General features: G+C 46.2%; 17 protein-coding genes and 3 pseudogenes. 11 read left to right on the top strand and 9 right to left on the bottom strand.

Annotated features, from left to right (window positions below):
• Positions 1 to 8: 8 nt before the first annotated feature.
• The 5 genes from IV40_RS02955 to IV40_RS02935 all read left to right on the top strand — a co-directional run bounded on the left by IV40_RS02955 (position 9) and on the right by IV40_RS02935 (position 5,785).
• Positions 9 to 479, top strand: coding sequence for a hypothetical protein (locus IV40_RS02955; protein WP_057768898.1), 471 nt, complete (start codon positions 9 to 11; stop codon positions 477 to 479).
• A 108-nt stretch (positions 480 to 587) separates the two neighbouring features.
• Positions 588 to 2,486, top strand: coding sequence for a zinc ribbon domain-containing protein (locus tag IV40_RS02950; RefSeq protein WP_057768897.1), 1,899 nt, complete (start codon positions 588 to 590; stop codon positions 2,484 to 2,486).
• A 228-nt stretch (positions 2,487 to 2,714) separates the two neighbouring features.
• A complete protein-coding gene (locus IV40_RS02945) occupies positions 2,715 to 3,296 on the top strand; it encodes a hypothetical protein (RefSeq protein ID WP_057768896.1) in 582 nt (193 codons plus the stop codon).
• A gap of 66 nt (positions 3,297 to 3,362) precedes the next feature.
• Positions 3,363 to 3,872: an AAA family ATPase gene (locus IV40_RS02940; RefSeq protein ID WP_057768895.1), complete on the top strand. Its 510-nt coding sequence runs from the start codon at positions 3,363 to 3,365 to the stop codon at positions 3,870 to 3,872.
• Positions 3,873 to 4,066: 194 nt separating this feature from the next.
• Positions 4,067 to 5,785 (top strand): oleate hydratase, encoded by a 1,719-nt coding sequence (locus IV40_RS02935; protein WP_269083537.1) that lies wholly within the window; start codon positions 4,067 to 4,069, stop codon positions 5,783 to 5,785.
• 66 nt (positions 5,786 to 5,851) lie between these two features.
• Here IV40_RS02935 and IV40_RS02930 read toward each other — a convergent pair whose 3' ends face one another.
• Positions 5,852 to 6,100 (bottom strand): hypothetical protein, encoded by a 249-nt coding sequence (locus IV40_RS02930; RefSeq protein WP_057768893.1) that lies wholly within the window; start codon positions 6,098 to 6,100, stop codon positions 5,852 to 5,854.
• A complete protein-coding gene (locus IV40_RS02925; RefSeq protein ID WP_057768892.1) occupies positions 6,097 to 7,407 on the bottom strand; it encodes a hemolysin family protein in 1,311 nt (436 codons plus the stop codon). Before IV40_RS02925 ends, IV40_RS02930 begins: the two co-directional genes overlap by 4 nt.
• Positions 7,408 to 7,521: 114 nt before the next feature.
• On the opposite strand from IV40_RS02925, the gene IV40_RS02920 reads away from it, so the two are divergent.
• Positions 7,522 to 7,773 carry a hypothetical protein gene (locus tag IV40_RS02920; protein WP_057768891.1) on the top strand — a complete coding sequence of 84 codons (252 nt, stop codon included), beginning with the start codon at positions 7,522 to 7,524 and terminating at the stop codon, positions 7,771 to 7,773.
• Positions 7,774 to 7,822: 49 nt separating this feature from the next.
• Here IV40_RS02920 and IV40_RS02915 read toward each other — a convergent pair whose 3' ends face one another.
• A complete protein-coding gene (locus tag IV40_RS02915; protein WP_057768890.1) occupies positions 7,823 to 8,059 on the bottom strand; it encodes a hypothetical protein in 237 nt (78 codons plus the stop codon).
• Positions 8,060 to 8,124: 65 nt separating this feature from the next.
• Between IV40_RS02915 and IV40_RS02910 the strand changes: the two genes are divergently transcribed.
• Positions 8,125 to 8,643 (top strand): DNA-3-methyladenine glycosylase I, encoded by a 519-nt coding sequence (locus IV40_RS02910; RefSeq protein ID WP_057768889.1) that lies wholly within the window; start codon positions 8,125 to 8,127, stop codon positions 8,641 to 8,643.
• Here IV40_RS02910 and IV40_RS02905 read toward each other — a convergent pair.
• Positions 8,632 to 9,597 (bottom strand): DUF1002 domain-containing protein, encoded by a 966-nt coding sequence (locus IV40_RS02905; protein ID WP_057768888.1) that lies wholly within the window; start codon positions 9,595 to 9,597, stop codon positions 8,632 to 8,634. The genes IV40_RS02910 and IV40_RS02905 overlap by 12 nt on opposite strands.
• A gap of 116 nt (positions 9,598 to 9,713) precedes the next feature.
• Between IV40_RS02905 and IV40_RS02900 the strand changes: the two genes are divergently transcribed.
• The 3 genes from IV40_RS02900 to IV40_RS02890 are packed head-to-tail and all read left to right on the top strand — an operon-like array spanning position 9,714 to position 12,165.
• Positions 9,714 to 11,531 (top strand): glycoside hydrolase family 65 protein, encoded by a 1,818-nt coding sequence (locus tag IV40_RS02900; RefSeq protein ID WP_057768887.1) that lies wholly within the window; start codon positions 9,714 to 9,716, stop codon positions 11,529 to 11,531.
• Complete coding sequence (locus tag IV40_RS10955) at positions 11,506 to 11,937, top strand: glycosyl hydrolase family 65 domain-containing protein (RefSeq protein ID WP_057768886.1); 432 nt, start codon at positions 11,506 to 11,508, stop codon at positions 11,935 to 11,937. The genes IV40_RS02900 and IV40_RS10955 overlap by 26 nt, the downstream gene beginning before the upstream one ends.
• Positions 11,938 to 11,967: 30 nt before the next feature.
• Entirely contained in the window at positions 11,968 to 12,165 is a 198-nt protein-coding gene (locus IV40_RS02890) for an LBP_cg2779 family protein (RefSeq protein WP_057768885.1), read from the top strand.
• Positions 12,166 to 12,217: 52 nt separating this feature from the next.
• Here the strand turns inward: IV40_RS02890 and IV40_RS02885 are convergent, their stop codons facing one another.
• Entirely contained in the window at positions 12,218 to 13,063 is an 846-nt protein-coding gene (locus IV40_RS02885; protein ID WP_057768884.1) for a metallophosphoesterase family protein, read from the bottom strand.
• 144 nt (positions 13,064 to 13,207) lie between these two features.
• Between IV40_RS02885 and IV40_RS02880 the strand changes: the two genes are divergently transcribed.
• Entirely contained in the window at positions 13,208 to 13,387 is a 180-nt protein-coding gene (locus IV40_RS02880; RefSeq protein WP_057768883.1) for a hypothetical protein, read from the top strand.
• Positions 13,388 to 13,435: 48 nt separating this feature from the next.
• Here IV40_RS02880 and IV40_RS11025 read toward each other — a convergent pair.
• From IV40_RS11025 to pfkB, 4 genes and pseudogenes are all read right to left on the bottom strand, one after another.
• A pseudogene (locus IV40_RS11025) lies at positions 13,436 to 13,891 on the bottom strand (PTS sugar transporter subunit IIA); the annotation flags it as partial.
• Between the two features lie 132 nt (positions 13,892 to 14,023).
• Positions 14,024 to 15,043 (bottom strand): annotated as a pseudogene (locus IV40_RS11020) (PTS fructose transporter subunit IIC); the annotation flags it as partial.
• A gap of 107 nt (positions 15,044 to 15,150) precedes the next feature.
• A pseudogene (locus IV40_RS11015) lies at positions 15,151 to 15,436 on the bottom strand (PTS fructose transporter subunit IIB); the annotation flags it as partial.
• Position 15,437: 1 nt separating this feature from the next.
• Positions 15,438 to 16,370: a 1-phosphofructokinase gene (pfkB, locus tag IV40_RS02870; RefSeq protein ID WP_057768881.1), complete on the bottom strand. Its 933-nt coding sequence runs from the start codon at positions 16,368 to 16,370 to the stop codon at positions 15,438 to 15,440.
• Between the last annotated feature and the right edge of the window lie 23 nt (positions 16,371 to 16,393).

Here is a 16,393-nt window from a genome sequence, read left to right as displayed (position 1 = left end):
AAGCAGAGATGAGTATCAATACAATGTGGATCATTCTGGACATTGCTTTGCTGACCGGTGCGGCGCTCAATACGTATTGGCAGTCGAAGCTAATCGAACGGGCCCATTACAACTACTGGATGATCCTTTACAGTGTTTTTTACCTCTTCTTTATCTGGTGGACACCTTACACAGGGGAAGCCTATATCGTTTTGATTGCTGCTTTGATCCTGCTCAATTTTCAAAGCGGTGTCGGCGGCTTTACGGAGCGCGGTGTGATGGGGAATCACTTCTTTTCGACGATTACGCCGTACACTGATCTGACGGCAATCACACTGACCCGTTTCAAAGTCGTTCAAAACGACAAAGAACGTGTCATCGCAACAATTGTGACCCGGCGCAATCATCGGATTCAATTGATTTTTAATCACACGGCGGAAGAACTGGAACAAGTCATCCAGCCGAAATTACCGACCGAAGTTTCGGTCACGATTCAATAAGAAAATTTAACGGATTTGACAAACCTTAAGATTTGTCGAATCCGTTTTTGTTTTCAGCCCCGCTTGTTTCTCAAAACGGTATAATGGGTGTGGAAAGGTGGTAAGTCGATGGCCAACAAAATCAAGCATATTGTTGGAATCGATTTGGGAACAAATTATGTGATGACCTGTATCGATGAACAAGGACATTCCTTATTTATCTCAGGGATCCAGTTGCGTCAGGCGCAAGTTGAAGAGTTTCGACGGTTTCATCGGCAGCATAAACTGTCGGCGGAACAACGAAAATACGATCAGCAAAAACGGGAATTGATCATTCGGACGGCCTTGAAAACCTTATTCAATCATTATCCGAAGGAAACCTTGTTTGTCGTTGAAAACTTGGCCGGCCAGCAACGAATTGCAGCGGCGGCGCACCGCCGTCCCCAATTCGCACTGCGTTTTCCCTACCTGCATATTGCACTCGAACTGCAGTTGATGAAGCGTGCGCCGAGTCACGGGTCGCAGGTGTGGTTCATCAATCCACGTGAAACGAGTCACCGCTGTCCACGATGCCATTATATTAACAAGGCCAATCGTGAGAGTGCGGAACATTTGTTTATCTGCAAGAATTGTGGGTTTGAGGCCAATGATGACCTAACAGCGGCAATCAATATTTTTCAGGAAGGGAAGTCAGCTTTCATGGCGGCAAGTAAACAAACAACGAGTTTACAGAAAAATTATGCAAACAAGTACAATGATCAGCTTCGGTTAGAGGTCAGCGAGGATCGGGAGCAATTAAGTTTGTCGATCACCGATGCAGCCAAACAGACGACCGTAACGGGAACGTTAGGCCGCAGCAACGTCGGTAAATTGATGGAGATGCTCCGTGAACCGGCGACAGATGCGATCAGTTATTTCTACCAGCAACATTATGCCTTTTTTATTACGAAATTAGGGCGGCAGATTTTGCTGGGAGTCGGACCTTTCACAGGAGCCCCAACAGTTGATAAGTTGGACAAGGCGGCGGTTTACGTCGTTAATACGATTCAGCAGCGTGGTTTGGGCAAGATTTTGGAACAGGCCAATGAACAGATGAATGCCGGCAAGAAACAAATCCGTCAGAATTTCGGCGTTCAAAAGACGGCGAAGAAGACGACTTTGGCGAAACTGCAGGAAATTCTGGATGCTAAAGAAGCAGCCCGCAAGGCAGCTAAAAATGTCACGACATTGAATGGTGAACAAATGCGGAATGCGGCCAAGAAGCAGCAGACGAATCCGGAACTCAAAAAAGCCGATCAGCAAGTGCAGAAATTGCAAAAGCAGCCGGAAAAGCAAAATTCGGCGACGGCTAAACGGATGCGGCAAATCGAATCACAGACCGAAAAGAAAGCGGCTCAGAATCGTGCCATCCAAAAGGCTCAGCAAAAGGATAAGGCGGCTAAAGAACGTGATCATAAACAGGTCACCGAAGCCACTGAAGCAGCTCGTCATAATCAAGAAGTGGCTGATTTATTCAAGCCCGAATCTTTGAAGCCGGAACCGAAACAACCAGCTTCGGCCGCTGCCAAACCAACTGAAACGAAGATTCCGACCGATGTATCGAGCCAGTTCAATGACTGGCTGCAGCAGCAGTCCTTTGCACCGGCACCAAGCAGTGCGGCGCCCGCACCGCAATCGTCTGCCGATCAGCAGTTCAACCAGATCTTAGGCAAACTGGTTCAGCAATCGGCAACAAGTGCCGCCAGCGGCAAACAGTCAGCATGGATGACGCAGCAGGATCATTCGCTGGACCAATTGCTGAATGAGGCAATTCGGCAGTATGCCGGTGCCAACCAGCAGCAGGCACAGACGGTGCAACCAGCCCGTCCCGCCAATGATCTGGCTAATGTACTGCCAGCGCAGGTCTATCGGGATTATTTGTTAGGCGGTGCGATGCAGAATTTGGTTCAATACGGCACCAACCAGGACAAAGCGTTGCTCGATCAAGCCATTCAGCAGCTGCAGGAGTTGCGGCAAAATATTCAATAATTTGGAACCAATTGATTTCAATTTAAACCGTCAAGCATGATTGACCACCCCTGAGTGGTTTTCATGATAAATTAGAAGTGGCGGCTTTTAGGGAAAGCCGAGGTGTAAAAACTTCGGCTTTTCATTTACGCAAAAAAAGCTTGCATTTTATTTAAAAGCGCGTATTATATTAACTTGCTGACTTTTAAGAAGTAAGTTCGGAACAATTTAGTTAAAGAGGGTGTTTAGATGCTTACAATCGATCGATTAAAACTTCCACAACGTCAGGATCTGCAGCCACTCAAGCGGCCAGTCTGGGCCTTTGATTTGGATGGGACTGTTTTCTCTATGAAACGGGTCATCCATCATTTCAATGATTTTACTGGCAAGTCGCTGAAACTGGCGGATATGACGGATTATTCGTTTGCCAAGGTCTATGGACTACCCGATGAGGTTGCCCAAAAGATTATTGATGAGACGCAAACAGATGTGATTTTGAATAGCAATGTCCTGCAGAAAGCGGCCGATCTGGCTCAGCGTGCATGGCAGCATGGCTATGAAGTCGATATCGTGACGGCGCGCAAGGAACAATATTTGCCCGCAACGATCCAGGCACTCAAACAAGGTCATATTCCGTATCGGAAAATTTATATTGGTACAAACGATAAAGGTCCTATTTTGGAAAAAATCCATGCCGTCCATTATTTCGACGACCAGGGCCAGCTGATTCAGCGGCTGAAGAACAGTTCGCTCGACGGAAAATGTGAATTGACCTTGATTGATGCGCCATACAACCAAGGCTTCGAATGCGATGACCGCATGGCCGTTTAAAAAGTGCGCCGATCTGTTATCATTGAGTTGTGAAATCTGCATTGGATAGATAGGAGCGACCTTTCGTTGAGACGTATTCTGACATTAGCCGGAATTCAGGGTGCCGTCAAATCAACCTGGGCCCAACGTTACGTCCGGCTGCATCCACAGCAAAATGTGATTTGGCTCAATAGTGATACGATTCGGGTGCACTTATTCGGAAAAGGCGTTTACCAGAGTAACGATCCGGCGTTTATCCGCCAAGCCGTTCAGACTTCGGTTGCCCATTTTAAATGGCTTTACCAACAGTGTCTGTTATTGCCGCAGGTCGATGTGATTCTAGTTGATGCGATTAACTTGCGAATCGACCAGCGGCGTGACTACTATCGGTGGGCGAAAGCGGCCGATCCGGCGAATGTGGTGATTGGGGTTCAATTTGCGAATGATTGGCGGCGAGCGGCAGAACAGGTGCAGCAGCGGCCGCCGTCTGTCGGCATGCATGTGCCGGCCGAAGTGATTCGCAATAGTGCCCGCCGTTTTCAGCCGTTTCAGCTTGGTTATGATTGCGATGCGATTGAGCAGATCGTGCCATGGTAAATAAACTTAAGCAAAGTTTGATTGAAAAGTCATTTTTTGATCAAACTTTTTTTGTACGCTGAAAACAGCAGATAAATAAAAAATAAATTTAAATATTTTTTGAATATTGCTATTGTATCCGTTTTCAATCACGTGTATGATAAAAGCAGAATCAAAGACATCGTTTATCCACGATCCGTAGATAGAACTTGTCTATTAAAAATGAGGTGTTTGAAATGAGTAAAGCATATACAATCGGCGCTGGAATCTCGAGTTTAGCCGCCGCTTATTATTTAATTCAAAATGGCTGGTCCGGCAAGGATATTACGATTATCGGGCTGGATACCCATGGCGCCAATGATGGCAATCATGTTACTGCTTATGAGGACGAATATCAAAAAGGCCGGTTAGCCAACAGCAAAGGATTTTTAGCCATCGGCGGCCGGATGCTGAATGAAGAAACTTACGAAGATCTGTGGGATATGTTTCGGGGGATTCCGTCACTGGATCATCCGGGCGAGTCAGTCACGGATGAAATCCTGAACTTTGATCATGCCCATCCGACGAACGATGTGTCCCGTTTGATGGACAAAGATGGTATCATCGATACGTATTCGATGGGCTTCAGCAATCAGGACCGTGAATTATTAGTTAAATTAACGGCCATTCCGGATGATCAAGAGGAAACCTTGGACGACGTAGACATTCAGACCTGGTTCAAAGACGACCCTGATTTCTTCACGACTAATTTCTGGTACATGTGGCAGACGACCTTTGCCTTCCAGAAGACGAGTTCAGCTGCTGAATTACGGCGCTACATGCACCGGATGATTTTGGAATTCAGTCGGATCAACACCTTAGCTGGCGTGACCCGGACGCCATACAATCAATACGAGAGTTTGATTCTTCCAGCCCGCAAGTATTTGCAGGATCAGGGTGTTCAATTCGTCAATCGCGTTCGGATCGACGACCTTGACTTTGCGGATACTCCGATGCGGGATGAAATCATCGTGACTGGCATCGAAGGAGTCAATGTCGAGACGAATGAGCCGATTCACATCGAAGTCAACGAAGGCGATCTCGTTTTCGATACAAATGGTTCGATTACGGATTGCACCACTTTAGGCGATCTCGATACTCCAATCACCGAAAATATGAATCCAGCGCCGAGTGCGGCTTTATGGCGCAAAGTGGCCGATCGCTTCTATAACGTCGGCAATCCTGACAAATTCTTCGGCGATCGCAGCCAGAGCGAATGGCAGAGTTTCACCGTGACGACGACCAATCATCTGCTGGTCAACGAAATCAAGGAAATCACTCGTCAGGCACCTGGCAATGCACTGCAGACCTGGATTGATTCGACGCCATTATTGAGTATCGTGGTGCATCATCAGCCGCATTTCCATGCACAGAAGCCGAATGAAACCGTTCTGTGGGGCTACGTCCTCTATCCACGCCGCAAAGGCGATTATGTCGACAAGCCGTTCATCGAAATGACCGGCCGTGAAATGCTGCTGGAATTGATTGGGCATCTGAATGCGATGGACAAACGGGCCGTTAAAATCGGGGACAAGACTGACGAAATTATGGCCAGTGTTGAAAATGTTATTCCAGCTTACATGCCATACGTCGATGCTCTCTTCAACAACCGTTCCAAGAAGGACCGGCCGCATGTCGTTCCGGCTGGTTCGCATAATTTAGCCTTCTTGGGCCAGTTTACCGAAATGAAGACCCAGATGACCTTTACCGAAATGATGAGTGTCCGCAGTGCTCATATTGCCGTCAACAAGTTCTTAGGACTGCCGGACGATGACCTGCCGAAACTGAATCATTACGATAAGGACCCGAAGGTGTTGGCGAAAGCGGCGCACACTATGGTTCGTAAACATCATGATTATTCGAAGGTTGCCAATCCGTTTACGAAAACAAAATAATGTTTAAGCAGGGGGCTTAAAAAAGGCTTCGACACAAAACGTGCCGAAGCCTTTTTTGGGACTGTTTCAGTTTAAATCAGGGACGACGACATCAATATTGCCGTCGGTGTAGAGCTCGAGTTTGGTGTCACGAGTGATGATGCTTTTCTCGAGTGCTTTGGCCAGCAAATCACGAAGACCCGGCCGCTGATTGAGCGGCATTTGATAAACTTCGTCATAACTTTGGCCGGCGGTAAGTTCGCTAATCGTGTTAGTGTCGACTTTAGCAAAAGTCCAATCGGCGGGAGCGGTGGTTAAAAATTCATTGACTGTCATGCTTGTTCCTCCTTTTTGCGGTGCGTAACTTTAAATTGCTGAATGCGGTGGTTCTTGATGCGAATGGCTTCGAGTGTGAACGGCCCCACGGTGAACGTGTCGCCGGCCTGAATGTGCGGCTGCTGTTCGGTGATGTAGCCGGACAGAGTAACCGACGGCGATTCGGAAAAGCTGGGGATTGGTGTTTTAAAAAGACGTTCGAAGTCATGCAACGTGATTTTGCCGCTGACGGTATCGCTGCCGTCCTGATGATGAACAACCTTACGATTGGCCGGGTCGTTTTCATCTTCAAAATCACCCATGATTTCTTCGGTAATATCTTCATCGGTGATCATGCCGGCAGTACCGCCGTACTCATCGACGACGAGCGCAATCGGCGAATTTTCCTGCCGCATGCGTCGGTAGATTGACCCGATATTCAGCGTTTCGGCGACTTTAATCAGCGGCCGGGTCAATTCGCTTAAGGTTTGGGCATTGTCGTTTTGAACGGCTTTGGCTAAGTCATACGAATAAACGTAACCAGTGACCCGGTCCTTGTCATGTTCCTCAGTGACAGGAAAACGGGTGAAACCAGTTTTTAAATAGGCATGGTAAGCCGTCTGAACAGTATCGGACTGGTCCAGAAATGTGACCGCCGTTCGATCAATCATGATGTCTTTGGCTTGCTGATCATTAAAAGAAAATCCACGTGAAACAAAGGCGGCATCGGCTGGTTCAAGCGTGCCGCCCTTGACAGCTGCTTTCGTAATGCCCAGAATTTCGGCTTGGGTGTAAATTTCTTCGCCTTCCTGCGCGACGGTGAAGCCTAACAATTTCAAAACGTCGGCTGCCGAAATGCTCATGAACCAGACGAGCGGATAAGCAATTTTCTCAAATCCCTGAACAGGCCGTGTAATCAGCATAGCCGTCTTATTCGGCTGATCGATCGCAATCGATTTAGGCACTAGTTCGGTCAGGACCACTTCCAAATAAGTCAGGATGATGACACTGACGGCGGAGAGAAGCCAGTTTTCAGCGAGCTCGATGTGGAATAGGCTGAAGAGACGGATGATCGTTTCAGAAACGGTGCTTTCCCCGATTGCCCCCATGATGATACCGGTGAAGGTAATCGCCACTTGGGTCGTCGATAAGGTGTCATTTAATTTATTCAGGAGGTGCAAGGTGACTCGGGCCGTTTTGTTGCCCTGATCACTTAATTCCTGCAAATAGGACGGCCGGACTTTCAAAACGGAAAATTCGGCGGCCACAAAGACACCGGCGATGAACCCGACGATAATGATACAAATCCAATTGATCCATAAATTCATCTTTATTTTGCCCCCAATGTAAGCTATCTTTATTGTAACAAGAAAACCAGAATGAGGACGGTTAAGCGCCCTGGTCCCGGTGAAATTTGTTATCATGAACACGAGGTGAACAAAATGGCAGAACAAGATACGAAACATTATTCGGTTCGTTTTTATTTTAACGGCGGTTTAGTCGCTGAATATGTTGTTGAAGGAACTTCTTTGGACAGTGTTAATACTGAAATTAGTCAAATGTACTTAGCTGGCAAAGAAGATGCCTTGCAGAACGGAATCATTTCGACGTCGAAGGCCAATGGGTATGATGTCGTTGAAAATGCTTCGATCGATCCCAAATTGGACACGATCGTCTGGCATATGGCGCAATAAAAACGTTCAAAAAAGCTGAGGCAGAATTTGTCTCAGCTTTTCTATTGGATTATGCTTTTAACTGATTGAGTTGGTCGGTTAACTGCTGGATCTGCTGGTCGAGCTGGGCCACAGCTTGATGATCGTTGCGGCTGCTGTCGGCATCGGCCGGTGTGCCGTTGTCGTTTTCAGCAGCAGTACCGGCAATCAGCCGCTGCCGCTGGTCCCGTAATTGTTCGAGTTGCTTTTCCAGTTCGTGTTTGCGATGGTGGCCGGCTAATTTGGCCTGTTCGTGTTTCAAATCCATCCTGCCCACTTCCTTTGAGGATATTCTAGCATGGATCGGCTGCTTTTGGTTTGAGGAGGATTATCATGAAAAAAACAGCATCAGGAATTATTGATTATGAACAGCAATGGGGACATCCGGTCCATGATGATCAGCGTTTGTTCGAACTGCTGACGGTCGGCACGTTTCAAGCTGGTTTGAGCTGGAAAGTAGCCGCTGCCAAAATGCCGACGATTCGACAAGCGTTTCACGGCTTAAAAATTGATTCCGTCGCCGCAATGATGCAAGATGACCTTGAAAGTATCATCACTTATCCAGGCATGATCCGCAATCCCCGCAAGATTCAGGCTGTGGTTGCCAATGCACAGGCAATTGTCAAACTGCATTGGGCGCAGACAACCTTTTCCGATTATATGTGGGCGTTTGTCGACGACGAACCTAAAATCATGACCTATCTGCCGATGGATCCGATTCCCAATCAGACGCCGTTTTCACAATGTGTTGCGAAAGACATGAAAAAACAGGGCTTCAAGTTTGTCGGCCCTGTCATTACGTACATGTTTATGAAAGCGAGCGGGATGGTTCTTGATCAATTAGAGAAGTGATGTGATCCAGCTGATAATCGATTGGAAGAATGACAAAATCTGCGCCCACAAGCGTTGGATAAAGTTCTGATTCTGCGCCGTGTTCAAGTGCGAGAAGATGTTCTTCGCACCGGATTTAATGTTGGAAGCCACGTTGCTGGCCTGGTCCTGGAAACTGTTGGATTTCAGTGCACCTGAGTCACGCACTTTGACTAAGATGTTGATAATTTGCTGTTTCTGCGTACTTGTGATGACGTTGGTCAGGTTATTTTGAGTCAACTGATTATTGACGATTGTGGTAATCTGGTTGACTGTAATGTTGGACCCCTTCTTAGCCATTTCTTCCTTGGCACCGGCGACAGCATTGTTGAGCTGGGCATCGGAATAACCGTCTTTATCTTTGTTGGCTTGGGTAATGTCGCTCAAAGTGTTCAATTCGCTTTGGCCAGCACTGATTTGGCTGCTGCTGAGGGTGTCGCCGTTTTTCGCAAAAGCGGCATAGACACCAGCAAGGGCACCGGAACCGTCAATCGGGACAGCGGAAGTGACATAAATGTTGGCATCAGTCACACCGGCCGTTAAAGCGGCATTTTTGTATTGATCGGCTGTGATGGTCGTGATATTGTTTTTACCGTTGTAATCGAGAATCTTGACATTGATTCCTGAACCGCTGGACGTTTTCTGGACGAGCGCACTCGAATAAACATTCGAACTGGAAGTGAAGTTGTCGCCGGTTGAATTGAGGTACTTGACGAGCGTATTGCCATCAACGGTCAATGTGGTATAACTAGCATTGTTCAAAGGGGCCGTCAGCGTGCTGAGCGTCTGCTGCTTCTGACTGTCCGTCAGGGTGACCCCTAGCGTAGCCACTGGCGTCCAGTCGTCATCGGCAGCAGCAACTGGTGTCGTCTGCTGCACCCAGAAGAACAGCGGCACGAGTAAAGCGAGATAAAGCAAGATTTTTCGACGTTTCATGATTAAAAACGATCCTTTCTGTTTCGGTCATAGGAATATTGTACCAAAAACGATTTCATCTGGACCGATTCAGTCGTAAAATTAAGATGAATTTAAGAAGCGGGGAGTGGCAAACTTTGCAGTACGGAGAAGATAGCTGGAGTTTAACAGCTGGCGTCAATAAAGAAGATTCCAAGAATAAGGCAACTGAGTCCTTATTCACGGTTGGAAATGGCTATTTGGGGATTCGAGGTTCATTTGAGGACAAGAATCTGATTCAGAGCCTGTCCAGCACACGGGGCACGTATATCAACGGTTTTTACGAACAAGAGCCGATTGTTTACGGCGAAAGTGCTTATGGTTATCCCAATCAGCGGCAGTCGATCATCAATCTGCCCGATGCCAGCAGCTGTGCCTTGTATTTGGACGGCGAACACGTCGATGATCAGAACGGCGAATTTTTAGTCAATTCACGGAACCTCAAGATGAAAAATGGGCAGATGATCCATCACTTCAAGTGGCGTTCTTATAAGTCGAACAAGACGATTGCCGTGACATTCAGCCGTTTGGTCAGTTTCAAACATCAGACAGTCGCTGCTTTTCTAATGGATGCAACGGCAGTCGACTTTAAAGACGGCCGCCTCAAAGTGGTTTCGCAGCTCGATCGGACGACCGATGCGGCACCAGCTGGGTTTGATCCTCGTCTGAGCCAAGTTAATACCCAATCCATTTTCCAAAATGCGCTGGCAATTGAAAAAGAGGATGCACGTGGCTTAGATTTGCGGACCTTGAACAGCAATCAAGAAGTGCTGATTGGAATCACCCATGATACAGCGGGCGAATGGCATGATTTGAGCTGGGAAAAGACGTATGATTTGCAAAATCCCGTTTCATTGACCAAATATGCGGTTTATCTGCAGGTCGATAGTGAAAAAGATACACAGGATTTATTATGGCAGCAATTGGCGGAAGCTAAGAAAATCGGCTTTGCCAAACTGGCGATGGAACAAAAAGTGCATCTCGATGTTTTCTGGGAACATGCGGCGATTTCAATCGACGGCGATGACGAGCTTCAGCAGGCGTTGCATTTTGTCAGCTACCAGCTGCTGCAGGCGGCCGGACAAGACAGTAAACGGAGTATTTCAGCGAAAGGGCTGACGAGTACTGGCTATGAGGGCCATTACTTCTGGGATACCGAAATTTATATTCTGCCGTTCTTCCTGATGAATCAGCCGGAAACAGCTCGTAATTTGCTGCTGGTTCGTTATGAACAGCTGCAGGATGCCAAAGTCCATGCCCAGAATCTGTCGTTAAAGGGCGCTTTGTATCCGTGGCGGACAATCAATGGGGAAGAGGCTTCGGCCTATTTTCCAGCCAGCACAGCGGCGATCCATATCGATGCCGATATTATGTACGCCGTTCAGCGTTATTACGAAGTGACACAGGATCGTGATTTTCTCGATCAGTACGGCCTGGAAATGCTGGTTGAAACGAGCCGTTTCTATATCAGCTATGGCGATTTCGTGCCTGGCAAGGGCTTCACCCTTAATACCGTTACCGGACCGGATGAATATACAGCGTTAGTGGATAACAATGCTTATACGAATTTCATGGTTCAGAATCAGCTCTACTTCTTGCTGAAACACTTTACACTGGAACAGGCATCTCGTTTCGGAGTCACCCAAGCAGAATGGGAGACCTTCAAGAAGGCTGCCGATGAGATGTTTATCTACCGGCGGGGCGATTTGATTGGGCAGGATGATACATTCTTAGACAAAGGCAAATGGGACTTAGCCAACACACCAAAGGAAAATTTCCCGTTGATGCTGCATTACCATCCGCTCATCATTTATCGCAAGCAGGTTTTGAAGCAGGCCGATTTGATTTTAGCAATGGTGCCTCCTGCCGAAGTTATTTACCGACCAAGAGATGCGGGTCAATTACCAATATTATGAACCACTCACGACGCACGATTCCTCCTTGTCACCAGCTATTTATGCGATTGTAGCTGCTAAAATCGGCGATGCGCATAAAGCCAAGACACTGCTCAAGCGGACGGCGCTGACCGATATTGCGGACCAGCAGGGCAATACTAAAGACGGCCTGCATACAGCTGCAATGGGCGGCTCATGGCTGATTCTGGCGTATGGGATTGCCCGGATGACGATCGGCGACAAGATGCTGTCGTTCGAACCGTATCTGCCGAAGAGCTGGAACGGCTACCAGATGGAAGTTTTGTACCACGGTTCGCTGCTGCAGCTGCAAGTCAAACGGGACAACGATTTAGTCGTCAGCGAGATTCATTTGCTGGACGGCGATCCAGTTCCAGTTCACTTAAATGGTAAGTTAGTCGACTTTTAGTGCGGTATAATAAATGCAGGAGGCAGAAAGATGAATGATAACGAACAATTAAGTGATTTTGCAGAAGCGATTATCCACTTCCAAAAGAAGCATGACCTGACCGACTCAGAGCTTGCTTTTGATAGTCACGTTTCGGTGGAACACATTCATGACATCAAGTCGATGCGGCGCCAACCAACTGCGGATGACATTCAGAGTTTGACCGAATACATGCAAGAACATAAATGAATGTCGAAATAAGGCCCTGGTAAAAAGTGATTTTTACCAGAGCCTTATTTTTTCAGAATAAAAATGTTTTTTGTTTCAGAAATTGTTTGGCGAGATGTTTGTAATGATGTTTCTGATTCTGAGCAGCGACTTTTTCCTGTGTGTAGGCGTACTGCCCGGTGGTTAGCGCTTCTTTGTATAATTCGTAATAGGGCAGATTTTTATGACGTGCAATTTCCAGCTCATGGTCGATATTGTAGGCCACATGACGAAAATCAAGTCCGCATAATTTGCCGTTGTCTAAAGTCAGCACAGCATATTCGGCTCGCTGATCTTGCAGCAAGATGTGGCGGGCATTCGGCAGTCCGACGGTTCCGGCATTGATGATTGGCCGGCCATCTGTCGTCCAGCGCAATAATTGCTGGTGAATGTGGCCGTAAATCGCTAAGTCGCTGTTGCTGTCTTCGAGCAGGGCATTGAAGTAACGCTGTTTATCCGTTGCCTGAACATGGACACCATGCGTCTGGTCAGGGGCAGCATGGAAGACATCCATCGTCACATTTTCAAGCGTGAGCGTCTGTTTAAGCGGCAAGGTTGCCAGAAAGCGGTATGTTGCGGCGTCCATATCATTTTTATCATAGGCACTTTGGACGACTGACATGATACTCTTTGGTTTTTTCAACGGTACCTTATCGGTCGTATTCAGATCGGCATAAGTTTGTTCATGATTGCCTAAAACCCAAGTCTGGGTATTCACCTGCCGCAGCAAGTCGATGCAGGCTTGCGGCGACGGACCGCGCATGGTCAGATCGCCGACCGACAGAAAAGTATCGGCACCCATCTGACGAGCATCGGCAATCACCGCTGCCAGGGCAGTCGCATTTCCATGGCTATCCGAAACAATCGCAATTCGCTGCATCTGACTCACTCCTTTAAAGTATTTGTTGTGTCCATCATAGCGCAAAATAAGTCGAGAAGCGACGAACATCCTTTCATTAGCGGTAAAATAGACGGAAGCGGAGCAGGCGTCCGAATACGATTCTAAAAAGGAAGTGCAGTACAAATGTCAGTTGCGAACCGTTTGGGGTTGATTGCCCTGATTTTTATCCTAGGGGTCTGGTATGCTTATCTGATTCGAAACAGCGACCATTTCACGCCAATCTGGCATTGGATTTCAATCGGGGTCGGTATTGTCATCATTGTGCTGGTGCTGATCAGTTTTGAGGTAATCAGAGGAATGTAAAAAGGAATTCTGGCAGAATTGTGTCAGAATCCCTTTTTTAGTAATTGTTTATTTAAAGAGCTGCATAATCTCGTTGACAGAATCAGCTTTTTTGAGTGCATCCACAAAATCTGCATGCGTTAATAATTTAGCAGTATTCGACAGATACTTAAGATGACTGCCACTATCTTTTTCAGGAATTAAGAATGAAATAATGGTATCAACCGGTTTATGATCAAAGGTTTTCCAATCAACGGGTGTTTTCAATTTAAGAACCAACATTGCTGATTGATGAATTGTAGCATCCTGTGCATGTGGAATTGCAATTCCTTGTTCCATACCGGTGGAACCTTCATCTTCACGTTTGATGTATTTCTTGTAAACAGCATCAGCATCATCAGCAAGATGATTTTTAACAGCCAAGTCCGCTAATTGATGTAAAACATCATCCCGAGAACTTGCAGTGACATTTAATTCAATATTTTCTTTGGTCAGAATATTCCCTGGATCAAATGATTCTTCATCCTTTTTTAAAATCTGATCTTCTTCTTTTGCATCTGCAGGTGTCATCTCAAGATCCTGTGTTTCGGTATTGATATCTTCACTAGTATCCAAACCGGAAAGATTCGTTAAACTAGACCCGGATGGTTCAACGCCGCCATGCTTTTTGGCTTGACGACCAGCAATAATTGCTAATAGAACACCGGATACTAAAGCACCGATGACAATCCATAATACCCATAGAACTGGATGGTTTACTAATGGCAAGATAATGAAGCCACCATGTGGAGCTGGTACCTGAATTTTAGTTGCATAACTTAATACGGCTGCAATTGCAGAACCAACCATAAAGGCCGGAATGTTTAACAAAGGATTTTTAGCGGCGAATGGAATCGCACCTTCTGTGATATGCGTGGATCCAAGCAGGAAGTTAACATACCCAGCACTGCGTTCATTCTTAGTGTAAGCTTTCTTATTCATTAAAACGGCAAAACCAGTTGCCAATGGCGGTGCAATGCAGGCTGCCGAAACACCGGCCATAAAGAAGTAATTTCCTTGTGCCAGCAGCGCAGTCCCAGTTAAGTAGGCCGCTTTGTTGATTGGGCCCCCAAAATCAGAAGCACACATGACACCGACAACGATTCCTAACAGAATTGGATCCGAATTTTGCATTCCTTTTAAGAAATTCATCATGCCGACATTCAAATCTTTCATTGGTGTTGAGATCCACCACATGACAAGTCCTGAAATAAGCACCCCAAAGACTGGATAGAGGAAAATAGCCTTTAAACCACGTAATTCTTTGTCTGGCAATGGTTTGAATACCTTTTGAAGGAGGATAACAGTATAACCAGCTAAATAGCCGCCGACAATTGCACCTAAGAAACCAGTACCACCGTTATAAGCAATCATCCCGGTTGCAAAACCAACAATTAAACCAGAACGTTTACTGATAGCTTCAGCAATGTAAGCACAAAGAATAGGGACCATTAGGTTCATGGTAGTTGAACCGATTGTGTTCAGCATATAAGCAAAGTAATTATATTCACTGCTCTTCGGATCTGCTGAATAAATGCCCCAAAAGAAAGAAATTGCGGTTAAAACACCACCGGCAACAACGATTGGAAGCATATGCGAAACACCATTCATTAAGGAAACATAAATCGTATTCCAAATCGAAGTTCCCTTGCTATGAGCTTCTTCTTCTTTGTTGGTTGAGCGTTCTTGCTGATGACCTTTATCTTTAAAAAGCGGAATACTTTGGTCATCCAAAATATCGCCGACTAATTTGTCTGGTTCCCGAATGCCACGTGCAACCGGAACTTTGATAACACGTTTGCCGATAAAACGGTCATCGTCGACGGCAACATCAGAAGCAATGATGACACCTTGAGCGTGGTCAATTTCATCTTGGGTCAGTTCATGTTCAACGCCAGTTTGCCCGTGTGTTTCAACCTTGATGGTAGCGCCACGTTTTGCCGCAGCTTGTTCGAGTGCTTCTTGTGCCATATAGGTATGAGCAATCCCCGTTGCACATCCAGTTGCAGCAATAATTTGGTATTTTGCCATATTATTTTCCTCCTAACTTTTGAATCGTAACTTGTTTTTCAAGCTCAGGAACATTTTTAAAATCGGTAATCCAACTTGATTGTGTTGTGTCGCTGCCGGCAGCAATACTATGCTGCAAATTTGCAGCTGCTGGCATGTGCTGAACGATGCCGCCTAAAAATGTGCCTAACATCGTGTCTCCAGACCCGGCCGTATTGACGACCGTTATTTGAGGGGCATTTCCATAGAGAACCTCGTCTTTATTAACGAAGAGGGCACCTTCAGCTCCCAAGGATAACAGAACATTTTGGACACCCATTTGAACGGCTTTTCGAGTTAATTGGATCAACGTTTGCCGATCTGGCACAGTTGAATAGTTGAACCAATGACTGAGTTCGACTTCATTCGGTTTAACAAGGAATGGGTGATACTTAAATGTTTCCGGAACTTCTTGGTAACTGGTATCGATTACCAATTTAAATTGGTTTTGCGCTGCAATTTCCGCAATCTTAATTAAAATCGATGGGTCAATTCCTTGCGCAAAACTGCCTGAAATACACAGAAAATCGTTTTCTGTCAATTCTTGCAACTGCATCAATAATTCAGCTTGCTTATCCTGTGGAACTTGCGGCCCTTTATTAACTAGTTTATATTCGGTTTGGGTCGCATTGACGTTTGTAAAAACGTTAATCCGTGTATTGCCGGGAATATCGATGAAGTCAGTTTGAATCGACTGCTCATTGAGTTGACTTTCGATGTAATGTCCTGTAAAACCACCTATGAAACCAAGTGCTGTATTGTCAATGTTCATTCGATGCAAAATGAAGGAAACATTGACACCTTTTCCATTTGCTTGAATATCTGAGCTTTCCGTTCGGTTCACGATGTTTGGTTCCAGCTGATTGGTTTCAATAAAAAGATCAATTGCTGGATTTAGTGTTAACGTGTAAATCATATGCAGGATTCCCTTCTCTGTTG

Source organism: Lactobacillus selangorensis (assembly GCF_001437205.1).
Lineage (GTDB): Bacteria > Bacillota > Bacilli > Lactobacillales > Lactobacillaceae > Paralactobacillus > Paralactobacillus selangorensis.
Note: the sequence above shows the minus strand (reverse complement) of the source record. Positions and strands in the feature narration are given on the sequence as shown.

Excerpts from the sequence above, each read along its gene's own strand:
- IV40_RS02925 (WP_057768892.1), bottom strand. The coding sequence starts at position 7,407 with ATGAATTTATGGATCAATTGGATTTGTATCATTATCGTCGGGTTCATC.
- IV40_RS02930 (WP_057768893.1), bottom strand. The coding sequence starts at position 6,100 with ATGACAGTCAATGAATTTTTAACCACCGCTCCCGCCGATTGGACTTTT.
- pfkB (WP_057768881.1), bottom strand. The coding sequence starts at position 16,370 with ATGATTTACACGTTAACACTAAATCCAGCAATTGATCTTTTTATTGAA.
- IV40_RS02910 (WP_057768889.1), top strand. The coding sequence starts at position 8,125 with ATGAAAAAAACAGCATCAGGAATTATTGATTATGAACAGCAATGGGGA.
- IV40_RS02885 (WP_057768884.1), bottom strand. The coding sequence starts at position 13,063 with ATGCAGCGAATTGCGATTGTTTCGGATAGCCATGGAAATGCGACTGCC.
- IV40_RS02950 (WP_057768897.1), top strand. The coding sequence starts at position 588 with ATGGCCAACAAAATCAAGCATATTGTTGGAATCGATTTGGGAACAAAT.
- IV40_RS02920 (WP_057768891.1), top strand. The coding sequence starts at position 7,522 with ATGGCAGAACAAGATACGAAACATTATTCGGTTCGTTTTTATTTTAAC.
- IV40_RS02915 (WP_057768890.1), bottom strand. The coding sequence starts at position 8,059 with ATGGATTTGAAACACGAACAGGCCAAATTAGCCGGCCACCATCGCAAA.
- IV40_RS10955 (WP_057768886.1), top strand. The coding sequence starts at position 11,506 with ATGCGGGTCAATTACCAATATTATGAACCACTCACGACGCACGATTCC.
- IV40_RS02905 (WP_057768888.1), bottom strand. The coding sequence starts at position 9,597 with ATGAAACGTCGAAAAATCTTGCTTTATCTCGCTTTACTCGTGCCGCTG.
- IV40_RS02955 (WP_057768898.1), top strand. The coding sequence starts at position 9 with ATGAGTATCAATACAATGTGGATCATTCTGGACATTGCTTTGCTGACC.
- IV40_RS02945 (WP_057768896.1), top strand. The coding sequence starts at position 2,715 with ATGCTTACAATCGATCGATTAAAACTTCCACAACGTCAGGATCTGCAG.
- IV40_RS02890 (WP_057768885.1), top strand. The coding sequence starts at position 11,968 with ATGAATGATAACGAACAATTAAGTGATTTTGCAGAAGCGATTATCCAC.
- IV40_RS02880 (WP_057768883.1), top strand. The coding sequence starts at position 13,208 with ATGTCAGTTGCGAACCGTTTGGGGTTGATTGCCCTGATTTTTATCCTA.